Here is a 13,916-nt window from a genome sequence, read left to right as displayed (position 1 = left end):
CGCGGGGTAAAGTTCCTGTCCGTTCGCCCAACATTGTGTGGTTAGGGGTTAGAATCGCCGCCTCAGCCAGAGTGTGTACTTATGTCCCAAGAGCTATCAGCCGAACAGATTCAACAGGCCCTGCAAGGCATCAGCGTGCCGCCTCAACCGCAAATCATGGTGGATTTGCAGATGGAGCAGTACATGCCCGACCCCGACCTGGAAGTGATTGCCAAGCTGATATCCCAGGACCCGGGCCTGTCCGGCGCACTGCTGAAGATCGTCAACTCGCCGTATTACGGCCTGAGCAACAAGATCGCCTCGATCCAGCGCGCGGTGAATCTCTTGGGCAGCCGCTCGATCATCAATCTGATCAACGCGCAGTCGATCAAGGGCGAGATGAGTGACGAAACCATCGTCACCCTCAACCGCTTCTGGGACACCGCCCAGGATGTGGCCATGACCTGCCTGACCCTGGCCAAGCGCACCGGCTCCCAGGCGGTGGATGAAGCCTATGCCCTGGGGCTGTTCCACGACTGCGGCGTGCCGCTGATGCTCAAGCGTTTCCCCGACTACATGACCGTGCTGGAAGAGGCCTATGGCAGCGCCGGGCCGGAGCAGCGAGTGGTGGACACGGAAAACCGTGCCTTCAACACCAACCACGCGGTGGTGGGTTACTACACCGCCAAGTCCTGGCGCTTGCCGGAACATGTGACCAATGCCATCGCCAATCACCACAACGCCCTGGCGATCTTCAGCGACGAGTCCTCGCGCAACAGCCAACTGAAGAATCTGCTGGCGATCCTGAAGATGGCCGAGCACATCTGCGCGTCCTATCGGGTCCTGGGCAACCAGGTGGAAGATCACGAGTGGAACAGCATTGGCCATCTGGTTCTCGATTACGTCGGTCTGTCGGATTACGACTTCGAGAACCTCAAGGAAACCGTGCGCGAGCTGGGCGCACACTGATCGTTCATTTCGTGATGATTGCCAGGGGCGGATATGCCTGAATTACCTGAAGTCGAAACCACTCGGCGCGGGATCGCACCGCACCTGGAAGGCCAGAAGGTCAGTCGGGTCATCGTCCGTGACCGGCGTTTGCGCTGGCCGATCCCCGAGGATCTGGATGTGCGCCTGTCCGGGCAGCGCATCGTCCAGGTGGATCGTCGGGCCAAGTACCTGTTGATCAATGCCGAAGTCGGCACCCTCATCAGTCATCTGGGCATGTCGGGCAATCTGCGCCTGGTGGAAATTGGCCTGCCGGCGGCCAAGCACGAACATGTGGATATCGAACTGGAGTCGGGCCTGGCCCTGCGCTACACCGACCCGCGGCGGTTTGGCGCCATGCTCTGGAGCCTGGACCCGTTGAATCACGAGCTGCTGGCGCGCCTGGGACCGGAACCGTTGACTGACCTGTTCGATGGTGAGCGCCTGTTCCAGCTGTCCCGGGGACGTTCCATGGCGGTCAAGCCGTTCATCATGGACAACGCGGTGGTAGTGGGGGTGGGCAATATCTATGCGACCGAGGCGTTGTTCGCCGCGGGCATCGATCCGCGTCGTGAGGCCAAGGGCATTTCCCGGGCCCGCTATCTGCAGCTGGCGATCGAGATCAAACGCATCCTGGCGGCGGCCATCGAGCGCGGTGGCACCACCCTGCGCGATTTTATCGGCGGCGACGGTCAGCCGGGGTACTTCCAGCAGGAGCTGTTCGTCTACGGACGTGGCGGGGAGCACTGCAAGGTCTGCGGCACGGGGCTGCGGGAAATCAAGCTGGGCCAGCGGGCCAGCGTCTATTGCCCACGTTGCCAGAGCTGAGAAGCTTCGCCGGCAAGCCGGCTCCTACAGGTGTTTGTGGGAGCCGAAAGGGCGTCATATCACTCAAGCCTTGCCGGTGATCTTCCGGTACTTGGCCATCAACTCTTCTTCGGTTTCCGGACGCGCTTCGTCCAGTGGAATGCAATCCACCGGGCACACCTGTTGGCACTGTGGCTCGTCGTAGTGGCCGACGCACTGGGTGCACAGGTTCGGATCGATCACGTAGATCTCCTCGCCTTGAGAAATGGCCGCGTTGGGGCACTCGGGTTCGCAGACGTCGCAGTTGATGCAATCGTCGGTGATGATCAGGGACATGGGGGACTCCGGCCTGGGCGGCAGGCCCTGGCATGTAAAAACGAATGCGCGCAATTGTGCCGTATTGACGCCCGCAGTGCACGCGGGCGCGATGGCTGACGCCTGGCAAGGGCCCCTCTGCGGGGCCGCACGGCTTATTTCTTGAAGCGCAGGGTCAGTGCATCGGCGACGGCCGGATGGACGAACTTGGTGATATCACCGCCCAGGGCCGCGATTTCACGAACCAGCGTCGAGGAAATGAACGAGTAGCGCTCCGACGGAGTCAGGAACAGGCTTTCCACGTCCGGCGCCAGTTGGCGGTTCATGTTGGCCAGCTGGAACTCGTATTCAAAGTCCGAAACCGCTCGCAGGCCCCGCAGAAAGACATTGGCGTTCTGCTCCTTGGCAAAGTGCGCCAGTAGGGTGGAGAAGCCGACGACTTCAACGTTGGGCAGGTGCTTGGTCACCTCTTGCGCCAGTTCCACGCGTTGTTCCAGGGGGAACAGCGGGTTTTTCTTGGGGCTGGCAGCAACGGCGATGATCACGTGGTCGAACAGCCGCGAGGCGCGCTCGACCAGATCGCCGTGGCCCTTGGTAATAGGGTCGAAGGTACCTGGGTACAACACTCGGTTCATCGCGTCGTCCTGGCGGGAATCCGTTGGGGAGTCGGATGGTATCGCAGCCTTCCCGGTCGGCCAAGTCGCCTTTTAGGGAAGAAAGCACTATAGACGACGAAAATACCCCGCTTTTTCACGCCGTTTTCAAGCGCTCCGCCAGGGCCGTGGCCAGTTGCGCCGTCAGGCCGTAGACCGACAGCTGTGGGTTGGCACCGATGCTGGTGGGAAACAGCGAGCCGTCGTGGATCGACAGATTGCGCAGTTGATGGTGACGCCCGAGGCTGTCGGCCACGGCGTTCTTCGGGTCTTCGCCCATGGCGCAGCCGCCCATCACGTGGGCGCTGCCCAGGCGGGTGCGGTACAGCGCCAGGTCCAGGCCGTCGATCTGCGAGCGGACTTCATTCAGGGTCTTGGCGAAGCGGGCGTCGCTGTGCAGCGGCTTGACCGCCTTGGCACCGCCGGCGAACTGGATCTCCGCCATGCTGTGGAAGGCCCGGCGCAGGCCATCCCAGGCGTAGGGCGAGACCTGATAGTCGAGCGCCGGTGTGCCGTCGCCCCGCAGTTCGACGTTGCCGCCAGTGCTGTCGGGATGGAAGCCGTCCCGCAACAGGGCCAGCATGGCGTGGGTGTGGGGCAGTTGCTCCATGGACAACCCGCTCTGCGGCCCGAAACCGCCTAGCAGGGTACTGGCCAGGGCCGGTTGCAGGGGCGGCACTTCGAGTTTGTAGGACATCTTGCCGGTGGTGCCGTCCTGCCACTGGAAGTGGTCGGAGTAGATCGACTGGGGGGCGCCGTAGAACGGGTTGATCACCTCGTCGAACTGGCCGGCGGAGAAGTTTACCAAGTGCAGGAAGGTCCGCTTGCCCAGGCGCGAATGCGGGTCCGGGGCATCGGAGCGCAGCAGCAGGGCCGGACTGTTGATGCCGCCGCCAGCCAGCACGTAATGCTTGGCCTTGACGGTGATGGTTCGTCCCGTGGGCGCCACGCAACGGGCATCCATGGCCACACATTGCAGGCTGCTGACCTGGTCATCCTTGAGCTGCAGGCGATTGGCCCGGGCCAGGTACAGCAGCTCGCCGCCTTTCTCCAGGGTCGCCGGAATGGTGGTCACCAGCATCGATTGCTTAGCGTTGGTGGGGCAGCCCAGGCCGCAATAGCCCAGGTTCCAGCAGCCGCGGACGTTGCGCGGAATCACATGCCAGCTGTAGCCCAGGGCTTCGCAGCCCTTGCGGATCACGTCGTTGTTGGCATTGGGTGGCATGACCCAGGGCGCGACCCCCAGGCGCTGCTCCATCTTCTCGAACCAGGGCGCCATCTCGGCTGAGCTGTGGCCCACCACCCCGTGCTCCCGGGCCCAGTGTTCCAGGGTCGGGTCGGGAGTGCGGAAGCTCGATGTCCAGTTGATCAGCGTGGTGCCGCCCACGGCGCGGCCCTGGAGGATGGTGATGGCGCCGTCTTTGCTCATGCGCCCGATGCCTTCCTGATACAGGCTGGTATAGGCCTGGTCCTCCAGCATCTTGAAATCGTCGCTGGTCTTGAGCGGGCCTTCCTCGATCAGCAGCACCTTGTAGCCGGCGGCGCTGAGGATTTCGGCGGTGGTGCCACCCCCGGCACCGCTGCCGATGATGGCGACATCGGCTTCCAGGGTCAGGTCCTGCTCCAGCTGCGAGCCGTTGTAGGTTTTCCAGCCACGCTTCAGGCCTTCGCGGAACAGATCAGGTACGGGCATATTCGGTGCTCTCTTATTATGGATGGTGCGCCGGGACGAGTCGGATCAGACCTTGGGCGGCCCGGGGTAGCCGCAGTGGGCCCAGGATTCGGGGCGGGTGTACCAGGCCATCATCACCAGTTGCAGCAACGAGGCATGGCCCATGCGCAGCAGGGCCAGGAAGCTGTTTTCCCAGCGGCTGAGGAAGTTGCGGATGGCCTCGGCGCTGGCGTTTTCCCAACTGCCCCAGATCCCCGTCAGCGGGCCGCGGGTGACTGCCATGCCCAGCACATCAAACAACTGCTGGGTGAGCTTGAACATTTCCGGCGACAGGTGATTGAGGGCGTTGTCCAGGTTGGCCAGGGTGCCGTCGATGGCGGCGGGCATCTTGTCCGCCGCCACGGCGCCTTCAAGCATCACCGGGATCAGCGCCCGCAAAAACGGCAGGTCATTGCTGCGCAACAGGGTAAAACCGCTGGCGGGCGTGCTGGCGGAGCAACCGCTGAGGCTCGCGCCCAGCCCTGCGGTGGCCAGGAAAGCACTGGCGCAAAGGCTGATTTTCAGCAGGCCGCGCCGTGACAGCGCGGGTGTTTCAGACAGGCTAGGGGTCATTGTTGTTATTACCCGGCGATGTACTGGTTGAGGTTCTTTAGCGGATGAACAGCTTTTGAATGAGCTTCTGGATCGACTTGCCGTACGGCGGATAGATCAGGCGAGCTGCATTGAAGCGCTGCTTGATGAACACCCCCTTGGCCTTGCTGAAGGTCAGGAAGCCTTCATGCCCGTGGTAGTGACCCATGCCGGAAGGGCCGACGCCACCGAACGGCAGGTCATCCTGGGCCACATGCAGCAGGGTGTCGTTGAGGCACACGCCGCCGGAGTGGGTTTCGTTGAGTACCCGCTGCTGTTCGGACTTGTCGTAACCGAAGTAGTACAAGGCCAGGGGGCGCGGACGCTGGGTGATGTAGGCGAGGGCCTGGTCCAGGGTCTTGTAGGGCACGATGGGCAGGATCGGGCCGAAGATCTCGTCCTGCATCACGGTCATTTCGTCGGTGACATTCAATAGCAGGCTGTGGCCCAGGCGCCGCTCCTGGCTCTGTTCGAACAGCGACACCAACAGCGCGCCCTTGCTGGTGGCATCACTCAGGTAGCCGTTGAGCCGCGTCAGCTGGCGCTGGTTGATGATCGCGGTGTAGTCGGGGTTGTCCGCCAGGGTCGGGAAGAAACCGCGCACCACCTGGCGATAGGCTTCGACAAAGGCGCCGATTCGATCTTCAGGTACCAGCACGTAGTCCGGGGCGACGCAGGTCTGCCCGGCGTTCAGGGTCTTGCCGAAGGCGATACGTTCGGCAGCGTCCTTGAGGGGCACGGTGTGGGACACGATGGCCGGGGACTTGCCTCCCAGCTCAAGGGTCACCGGGGTCAGGTTCTCTGCCGCTGCGCGCATCACGTGCTTGCCAATACTGGTGGCGCCGGTGAACAGCAGATGGTCGAAACGCAGCTTGGAGAAGGCCATGCCCACTTCGGCTTCGCCCAGCACCACGCACACCAGATCCTCGGGGAACACCCGGGCCAGCAATTGTTTGAGCAACTGGCCGGTGGCCGGGGTGGATTCACTGAGCTTGAGCATCACCCGGTTGCCGGCGGCCAGGGCCCCTACCAACGGCCCCATGCACAGGTACAGCGGGTAGTTCCACGGCACGATGACGCCCACCACCCCCAGCGGCTGATAGACCACCTTGGCCGAGGCCGGCTGGAAGGCCAGGCCCACGGCGCGGCGAGAGGGCTTCATCCATTTTTTCAGGTGCTTGCTGGCGTAGTGGATGCCATGCAGGCTGGGCATCAGCTCGGCCAGCAGGGTTTCATCGGCGCTGCGGTTGCTGAAGTCCTGGCTGATGGCGTCGATCAGCGCCTGGCGTTCGGTGTCGAGCAGATTCTGCAGCGATTTGAGCCATTGTTGGCGTTGTGCGGCCGGTGGCATGGGATTGGCGGCGAAGGCCCGGCGCTGGGCTTCGAACAGCTCATGCAGCTCGTCCTGTTGCTCAAGGGAATCCTGCAGGTAAGCGATTTCGGCAGACATGGACGGGCTCCGGTTTTTATAGGGTGGCTAGTTTTTTAGAGCTTATGCTCTAAATTGTCAAATACCATCCGGTGCCGGTCGCGATTTATCCTCAGGGGGATAGAACGTAAGATGCACCTCAGCCTTCTGATTAAAGCCCACGCCCATGGCCCCACGCATAAAAACCCGCGAACGCATCGTTCAGTTCAGTCTTGAGCTGTTTAACCAACAGGGCGAGCGCAACGTCAGTACCAACCATATTGCGGCGCACATGGAGATTTCTCCGGGCAACCTGTACTACCACTTCCCCAACAAGCAGGCGATCATCGCCGTGCTGTTCGCCGAGTACGAGAGCCTGGTGGACAGCTTCCTGCGCCCACCCCCCGGGCGTGCGGTCACCGTGGAAGACAAGCGCTATTACCTGCAGGCGCTGCTGGCGGCCATGTGGCGCTATCGCTTCCTGCACCGCGACCTGGAGCACCTGCTGGACAGCGACGCCGAACTGGCGGCCCGCTACCGGCGCTTCTCCCAGCGCTGCCTGATCCAGGGCATGGCCATTTACGGGCGCTTCGTCGAGGCCGGGATCGTCGCCATGGACAAGGTGCAGATCGAGTCCCTGACCCTCAATGCCTGGATCATCCTCACGTCCTGGGTGCGCTTTCTGTGCACCACCCGGGAGAGCTCCACCCACCTGAGCGAGGAAGCCATCAAGCGCGGCGTCTATCAAGTGCTGGTGCTGGAAGCCGGTTTTGTCACCGACCAGGCCCGGGAAGCGGTCAACGGCCTGTTCGAAGAGTTTTACGTGCCCCTGGCCCAAGCCCTGGAAGAAGTGCAGTAGGATCAACCTCCGACTTATTCACAGGAGCCCGCTATGTCCCTCGCGCAGTTGATCAGCCCGCTTGCCCTGGACCAGAAGAAACAGCAGCCCGGTCTGGTGATTCTGGATTGTCGCTTTGCTCTGGAAGACCCGGATTACGGCCAGCGCAGTTACGCCGACGGGCATATCGCCGGGGCGCATTTCGCCGATCTGAACCGGGACCTGAGCGCGCCGGTGATCAAGGGCGTGACCGGCCGGCATCCGTTGCCGGAGCCGGCGCAGTTGGTGCTGCGCCTGCAGGCCTGGGGCATCGATAACGACAGCGAGATCGTGCTCTATGACGACGGCCCCGGCTCCTACGCCGCTCGCGCCTGGTGGTTGTTGGCCTGGTTGGGCAAGCGTGATGGCGTATTCATTCTCGATGGTGGCCTGAAAGCCTGGCATGCCGCCGGCCTGCCCCTGAGTCTGGATGCTCCGGCCGGCGTTCCCGGACACTTCAACGGTCAACCCGACCACAGTCTGTTGCTGGATGCCGAGCACTTGCGCAAGCGCCTGGGCCAGGCAGACCTGACCCTGCTGGATGCTCGTGGCCTGCCGCGTTTCCGTGGCGACGTGGAGCCCATCGATCCGGTGGCCGGGCATATTCCCGGTGCCCAATGTGCGGCATTCACCGACAACCTGGGCGAGGACGGGCGCTTCCTTGCGGCCGACCAGCTCAAGCAGCGTTTCGCGCAAAAGCTCGCCGGGCGCTCCCCGGAGCACTTGGTGGCTTACTGCGGCTCTGGCGTCACCGCCTGCCACAACCTGTTCGCCCTGTGCCTGGCCGGCTACCCCCTGGCGCGGTTGTACGCGGGTTCGTGGAGCGAATGGATCACCGATCCCCAACGGCCTGTCGCCACTGGCGACTGACGGGCAGCACTCTGCCAGCCTCTTCGTTGGCAAGCCAGCTCCTAGGGCCCGCAGGGCCACGCCGACCTGTAGGAGCGAGCTTGCTCGCGAAAGCCGCGCCGCCCTACAGAAGAACGGCGCTGCGGTAAGCCGCCGGCGCCACCCCATACACCTGCTTGAACTGCCGGCTGAGATGGCTTTGGTCGGCAAACCCCAACTGCGTCGCCACTTCCAGCGGCAGGCAGCCGTCGCGCAGCAAGGCGCGGGCCTTGGCAATGCGCTGCTGCATCAGCCAGGTGTGGGGCGGAATTCCGGTAGCCCGGCGAAACACCCGGGCAAAGTGGAACGGCGACAGGTTCACTGCCGCCGCCAACTCCTCCAACGACGGTGGCGCCGTCAACTGCGAGCGCAGCAATTCCTTGGCCTGCACAATCGCCCGGTGCTCTTGCCCGGGTTCGCCCAGCGCCCGGACCCCGGCATGACGCTGTAGCAGCAACAGCAGCATTTCTCGCCACTGAGTCTGTTGTTGCAGGGCGGTGGCCGGGCTTTCCAGCAGGTGGTGCAGGCGGGCAAAACCCTGCACCAGATCCGGGTCCCGATACAGGGTGGCGCCAAAGGCCGGCAGGCTGCCGCTGGGCAGTTCCAGTTCATCCAGCAAGCCGAGAATCTGCCGGTTGTCCGGGTAAAAGGCCCGATACAGCCAGCCGTCTTCGACGCCCTTGGCCCCGGTGTGCAATTCATCCGGGTTGATCAGCACCAGGGTGCCGCTGCCCGCCAGGTGCTCGGCCCCGCGATAGCGGTAGCGCTGGGCGCCGGCCATGATCATGCCGATCACGTAACCCTCGTGCACGTGGGGCACGAAGCGCTGTTCGATATAACGCGCGGCCAGCAATTCGACCCCGGCCAGGGGCGCGGTCTGCCAGAAGCGGATCGACTCCCGGGCGGACTTATCCATGGCGGCCCAGGCCGGTCAGCCATTGCGGAATGCGTTGTTCCAGGTAGTAGCTCGGGTGTTTCAGAGAGCCCCCGACAAAGCCCACGTGACCGCCTTTGGCCTGCAGTTCGAATTGGGTGCTGGCGGACAGTTCGCCGGCCTCGGGCAGGCTGTGGGGGAACACAAAGGGATCGTCCGTGGCCTGGATGATCAGGGTCGGGGTGCGGATCTCGCCGAGGAAATAGCGACTGGAAGCACGGCGGTAGTAGTCCTGGGCATCGGCAAAGCCATGCAGCGGCGCGGTGACCCGGCCATCGAAGTCCCAGAAGGTGCGCATCTTGGTCAGGGGGCCCAGTTGCGCCAGGGTCGCCAGGCCTTCATGGCGGCCGTCGTGCTGGAACTGGCGTTGCTTGTTCTTGATGTAGGCCAGCATCTCGCGCATGAAGTGGGCCTGATAGACCTTGGAGAACCCCTGGCCAATGCGGTCGGCGCACTGGTCCAGGCGAAACGGCACCGACACTGCCGTGGCCCCTTGCAGCGGGCTGGCGCTGCCGCTTTCCCCCAGGTACTTGAGCAGCACATTGCCCCCCAGGGAGTAGCCCACCGCGTACAGCGGTGCCTGGGGGCGCTGGGCTCGCAGATGGGCAATGGTCGAAGCCAGGTCTTCGCTGGCGCCGGAGTGGTAGCTGCGGGGCAGCAGGTTGGGTTCGCCGGAGCAGCCGCGCCAGTTCAGCGCTGCGCTGGCCCAGCCCTGGCTGGCCAGGGCCTGTTGCAGGCCGGCCACATAAGGTGAGTTGGAAGAACCGGTCAGTCCATGCAGCACCAGCACCAGTGGGGCCTCGGCGCTATGGGGGCCGTGCCAGTCAAGATCGAGAAAGTCGCCGTCATCCAGCCATAGACGCTCGCGCTGGCGCTCAAGGTGGGTAGTCGGGCGCCACAGCGGGCCCCACAGCGTCTGCAGGTGCGGGTTGCCAAGGCCGAAGGCGGGGGTGAAACGATCAGGTGAGTTGGGCACGGGGTGGGTCTCGATGCGGCGCAGCGCAGCCCGGGCGGGCTGCGCTCCTTGTTCCGGCCGAGCGTAAACAGGTTCTACGCGGGGCTGTCTGCCATACGTTGCCACAAGGAGTAATACACCTGCCCGGATTTTTGTTCACGGTGCAGGCGCCAGCTCCCGGGCAGGCCCAGGGTCGACGGTGCGGTTTCGCTTTCGGTGTAGATCCAGGCGTCGTCCGCCAGCCAGCCGCGCTCTTCCAGCAAAGCGCAGGCAGCGGGCAGCAGGTTCTGGTTGAACGGTGGGTCGAGGAACGCCAGGTCGAACGGCGTCGCCGGCTGGGTTTCCAGATAGCGCAGGGCGTCGGCGGTCTGCGCCTGGCCCACCGTGCAACGCAGGGTGCCCAGGTGCTCGCGCAGGCTGGAGATCGCCACGCTGCTGCTGTCCAGGGCCAGCCCCGTGGCGGCGCCACGGGACAGGGCTTCGAGGAACACTGCACCGCTGCCGGCGAACAGGTCGAGGACCTTGGCCCCGGCCACATAGGGCGCCAACCAGTTGAACAGGGTTTCACGCACCCGGTCGGGGGTCGGGCGCAACCCCGGCAGGTCGGGGAAGCTCAGCTTACGGCTGCGCCATTCGCCGCCGATGATGCGCAGCTGGCCCACGCCATTGTGCTGGTTGTGGACGGGCTTCTTGCTGGGACGGGCTGGACGGGCCATTAATGCTCCGGAACCCCGAGCGGCTGCTCGGCGGGTTTGTCAGTGGGGGGCGGCAACGGCTTTTGCGCGACGGTCGGGCCTGCGCTGACGATGACCATCTTGTCGACGCCGAGGTGCTTGTTCATGGCGGCCTTGACCTGTTCCACCGTCAGTTCCTGGGATTGACGCATGAAGTCTTCCAGGTAGCTCAACGGCAGATTATAGAAGCCCATGGCGCCCAGCTGGCCGACGATATCGGCGTTGCTGGCGGTGGACAGCGGGAAGCTGCCGGCCAGTTCGCGCTTGGCGTCGTCCAGCTCCTTTTGGGTCGGGCCGTTCTTCAGGTAGTCGGCAAACACGTCCTGCACCAGCTTCAGGGTGCCTTCGCTCATTTCCGCGCGGGTCTGCAGGTTGATCATGAACGGGCCGCGGGCCTGCATCGGGGAGAAGCCCGAGTAGACGCCGTAGGTCAGGCCGCGCTTCTCGCGTACTTCGCTCATCAGCCGGGTGCCGAAACCGCCACCGCCGAGGATCTGGTTGCCCAGGGACACGGCGGCGTAGTCCGGATCGTCACGGTCGATCCCCAGTTGCGCCAGCATCAGGTTGGTCTGGCTCGATGGGAACTCGATATGGCCGATGCTGGCCTTGGGTTCAGTGGGTTGCTCGATCTTCGCCAGGGCCGGGCCTTTGGGCAGGGCGGCGGAGACTTGTGCGGCAATCGCCTCGGCGTCGCTGCGGGACAGGTCGCCCACCAGAGCGATCACCACATTACCGGCGGTATAGGCCTTGGCGTGGAATGCTTGCAGTTGCGCCAGGCTAATGCTCGGAACGCTCTTGGCATTGCCTTCGCTGGCATGCGCGTAGGGATGGCTGCCGTACAGGCGCTGCATCAGCTCCAGGCTGGCCAGCTTGCCAGGGTTCTGCTTCTGGTACTCGAAGCCGGCGAGCAACTGGTTCTTGATCCGCGCCAGGGAATCGGCAGGGAAGGTTGGCTTGCCCACCACTTCGGCGAACAGCTTCAGGGCCGGTTCGCGTTTATCAACAGCGCTGAGGCTGCGCAGCGAGACCACGGCCATGTCTTTGTAGGCGCCGTTGCCGATATCCGCGCCCAGGCTTTCAAAGCCCCGAGCGATGGCGCCAACATCCTTGCCGGGCACACCTTCGTTGAGCATGGCGTTGGTCAGCAGGGCCAGGCCGGAAGTGTTGCCGTCCTGGCTGCTGCCGGCGGCGAAGATCAGGCGCATGTCGAACATCGGCAGCTCGCGGGCTTCGACGAACAGCACCTTGGCGCCTTCGGCAGTGCTCCAGGTCTGCACATTGAGGTTGCGGTGGCTGGGAGCCTTGCCATCCAACTCGGCCAGGGACTGCAGCTTCTGGCTGGTCTTGGCGTTGTCCAGGGCCTGGCTGGCATTGCTCTCGCCGGAGCGCGACAGGTACAGGCCGCCGGCGGTGAGCAGGGCGACCAGGGCCAGGCCCAGCAGGACCGGTGAAGCATTCTTGCGCTTACTCATGAGCGGACTCCTCAGGCAGTACATGGGCCACGCTCATACGCTCCCGGGTGAAATAGGTGCGGGCGGCTTTCTGGATGTCTTCCGGGGTCACGCTTTGCAGTTCCGCAAGCTCGGTGTCCATCAACTTCCACGACAGGCCGACGGTTTCCAGCTGGCCGATGGCGCTGGCCTGGCTGGTGATCGAGTCACGCTCGTAGACCAGCCCGGCAATCACTTGGGCTCGGACCCGCTCCAGTTCCTCGGCGGACGGCGGGGTGGTCTTCAGCTGGTCCAGCAGGCGCCACAGCCCGGCCTCGGCCTGGGCGATGGTTTTCTTCTTCTGGCTGTTGGGGGTGGCCGAGAGCATGAACAGGCTGTCGCCCCGGCTGTAGGCGTCGTAGCTGCTCGAGCCGTTGGACAGCAACTCTTCGCCGCGCTCCAGCTGGGTCGGGATGCGGGCACTGTAGCCGCCGTCCAGCAGGGCCGAGGCCAGGCGCAGGGCGTTGACCGAACGCTTGTCTTCAGCCGTGGCGATGCTCGGCACGTTGAAGGCCAGCATCAGGCTCGGCAGTTGGGTCTTCACGTGCAGGGTGATCAGGCGCTCGCCGGGTTCGGCCAGTTCCAGGGGGATCTTCGCCGGTGGCACGTCGCGTTTGGGGATGGCGCCGAAGTAGCGCTGGGCCAGAGTCTTGACCTCATCCGGGGTGACGTCGCCCACCACCACCAGGGTGGCGTTGTTCGGCACGTACCAGGCTTGGTACCAGTGGCGCAGTTCCTCGACCTTCATCCGGTTCAGGTCGGCCATCCAGCCGATGGTCGGCGTGTGGTAGCCGCTGGCGGGGTAGGCCATGGCCTTGAAACGCTCATAGGCCTTGGACATCGGCTTGTCGTCGGTGCGCAGGCGGCGTTCTTCCTTGATCACTTCGATCTCGCGGGTGAACTCGTCGGCCGGCAGACGCAGGCTGGCCATGCGATCGGCTTCCAGCTCCAGGGCCACGCCCAGGCGGTCCCGTGCCAGGACTTGGTAATAAGCGGTGAAGTCGTCGCTGGTGAAGGCGTTCTCTTCGGCGCCCAGGTCCCGCAGGATCAGGGAGGCTTCGCCCGGGCCGACCTTCTCGCTGCCCTTGAACATCATGTGTTCCAGGGCGTGGGACAAACCGGTCTGGCCCGGGGTTTCGTAGCTGGAGCCGACCTTGTACCAGACCTGGGACACCACTACCGGTGCACGATGGTCTTCGCGGACCACCACTTTGAGGCCGTTGTCGAGGGTGAATTCGTGGGTGGGTTGCGGGTCGGCAGCCAGGGCTGCAAGGGGCAGACAAACTGTGCTGAGCAGCAGGCCTGCGGCGCGGCGGGCTAGAGCATTCATTCGTTTTTAAACCTGTTGGGCTGCCCGCGTGTTCTTAGCGTCAGCGGGCGAGGAGGTGCTAGGATACTGATCCGTTTTACTGGCGGCCACGCCTATCAGGCTTGCACGGATCAGAGTGTGCTTGAGCAGGTTGTATGAGTTACCGGCAAAAAGCCTTGATTTGTCAGCTAAACTTCGACTTTTCGCCGATTTTGCCGTTCCAGTCCTTAAGTAAAATCGATCCTTGAAGTGCTTTTGGGCATTTCGACAACATGTTG

The 13,916-nt window shown here is 63.8% G+C and carries 14 protein-coding genes; 4 read left to right on the top strand and 10 right to left on the bottom strand.

The window, feature by feature from the left end; translation table 11 throughout:
* Positions 1-135 precede the first annotated feature (135 nt).
* On the top strand, positions 136-948 hold the full coding sequence (locus tag P7C00_RS30490) for an HDOD domain-containing protein (RefSeq protein WP_185073746.1): 813 nt from the start codon (positions 136-138) through the stop codon (positions 946-948).
* Positions 949-981: 33 nt separating this feature from the next.
* Positions 982-1,794, top strand: coding sequence for a bifunctional DNA-formamidopyrimidine glycosylase/DNA-(apurinic or apyrimidinic site) lyase (gene mutM, locus P7C00_RS30485; RefSeq protein WP_346633258.1), 813 nt, complete (start codon positions 982-984; stop codon positions 1,792-1,794).
* Positions 1,795-1,857: 63 nt separating this feature from the next.
* On the opposite strand, the gene P7C00_RS30480 is transcribed toward mutM, so the two are convergent.
* The 5 genes from P7C00_RS30480 to P7C00_RS30460 all read right to left on the bottom strand — a co-directional run bounded on the left by P7C00_RS30480 (position 1,858) and on the right by P7C00_RS30460 (position 6,493).
* Positions 1,858-2,109 (bottom strand): YfhL family 4Fe-4S dicluster ferredoxin, encoded by a 252-nt coding sequence (locus P7C00_RS30480; RefSeq protein ID WP_011064042.1) that lies wholly within the window; start codon positions 2,107-2,109, stop codon positions 1,858-1,860.
* Positions 2,110-2,243: 134 nt separating this feature from the next.
* On the bottom strand, positions 2,244-2,723 hold the full coding sequence (coaD, locus tag P7C00_RS30475) for a pantetheine-phosphate adenylyltransferase (protein ID WP_003195136.1): 480 nt from the start codon (positions 2,721-2,723) through the stop codon (positions 2,244-2,246).
* 115 nt (positions 2,724-2,838) lie between these two features.
* Complete coding sequence (locus tag P7C00_RS30470; RefSeq protein ID WP_404937851.1) at positions 2,839-4,434, bottom strand: GMC family oxidoreductase N-terminal domain-containing protein; 1,596 nt, start codon at positions 4,432-4,434, stop codon at positions 2,839-2,841.
* 45 nt (positions 4,435-4,479) lie between these two features.
* Positions 4,480-5,025 (bottom strand): twin-arginine translocation pathway signal protein, encoded by a 546-nt coding sequence (locus P7C00_RS30465; RefSeq protein WP_346633256.1) that lies wholly within the window; start codon positions 5,023-5,025, stop codon positions 4,480-4,482.
* 37 nt (positions 5,026-5,062) lie between these two features.
* A complete protein-coding gene (locus tag P7C00_RS30460) occupies positions 5,063-6,493 on the bottom strand; it encodes a coniferyl aldehyde dehydrogenase (RefSeq protein WP_346633255.1) in 1,431 nt (476 codons plus the stop codon).
* 145 nt (positions 6,494-6,638) lie between these two features.
* On the opposite strand from P7C00_RS30460, the gene P7C00_RS30455 reads away from it, so the two are divergent.
* Both P7C00_RS30455 and P7C00_RS30450 read left to right on the top strand, forming a co-directional pair.
* Complete coding sequence (locus P7C00_RS30455; protein ID WP_161758648.1) at positions 6,639-7,310, top strand: TetR/AcrR family transcriptional regulator; 672 nt, start codon at positions 6,639-6,641, stop codon at positions 7,308-7,310.
* A gap of 33 nt (positions 7,311-7,343) precedes the next feature.
* Positions 7,344-8,198 carry a sulfurtransferase gene (locus P7C00_RS30450; protein WP_346633254.1) on the top strand — a complete coding sequence of 285 codons (855 nt, stop codon included), beginning with the start codon at positions 7,344-7,346 and terminating at the stop codon, positions 8,196-8,198.
* A gap of 103 nt (positions 8,199-8,301) precedes the next feature.
* Here the strand turns inward: P7C00_RS30450 and P7C00_RS30445 are convergent, their stop codons facing one another.
* The 5 genes from P7C00_RS30445 to P7C00_RS30425 form a co-directional block, all read right to left on the bottom strand.
* Entirely contained in the window at positions 8,302-9,132 is an 831-nt protein-coding gene (locus P7C00_RS30445) for an AraC family transcriptional regulator (RefSeq protein WP_346633253.1), read from the bottom strand.
* On the bottom strand, positions 9,125-10,126 hold the full coding sequence (locus tag P7C00_RS30440; RefSeq protein WP_404937850.1) for a hydrolase: 1,002 nt from the start codon (positions 10,124-10,126) through the stop codon (positions 9,125-9,127). Before P7C00_RS30440 ends, P7C00_RS30445 begins: the two co-directional genes overlap by 8 nt.
* Before the next feature lie 74 nt (positions 10,127-10,200).
* Positions 10,201-10,821, bottom strand: coding sequence for a 16S rRNA (guanine(966)-N(2))-methyltransferase RsmD (gene rsmD, locus P7C00_RS30435; RefSeq protein WP_404937849.1), 621 nt, complete (start codon positions 10,819-10,821; stop codon positions 10,201-10,203).
* On the bottom strand, positions 10,821-12,311 hold the full coding sequence (locus P7C00_RS30430) for a M16 family metallopeptidase (RefSeq protein WP_404937848.1): 1,491 nt from the start codon (positions 12,309-12,311) through the stop codon (positions 10,821-10,823). Before P7C00_RS30430 ends, rsmD begins: the two co-directional genes overlap by 1 nt.
* Positions 12,304-13,659, bottom strand: a complete 1,356-nt coding sequence (locus P7C00_RS30425) for a pitrilysin family protein (RefSeq protein ID WP_346633249.1) — start codon at positions 13,657-13,659, stop codon at positions 12,304-12,306. Before P7C00_RS30425 ends, P7C00_RS30430 begins: the two co-directional genes overlap by 8 nt.
* Positions 13,660-13,916 lie beyond the last annotated feature (257 nt).

Source organism: Pseudomonas sp. JDS08PS003, from assembly GCF_045013505.1.
GTDB lineage: Bacteria > Pseudomonadota > Gammaproteobacteria > Pseudomonadales > Pseudomonadaceae > Aquipseudomonas > Aquipseudomonas protegens_B.
Note: the sequence above shows the minus strand (reverse complement) of the source record. Positions and strands in the feature narration are given on the sequence as shown.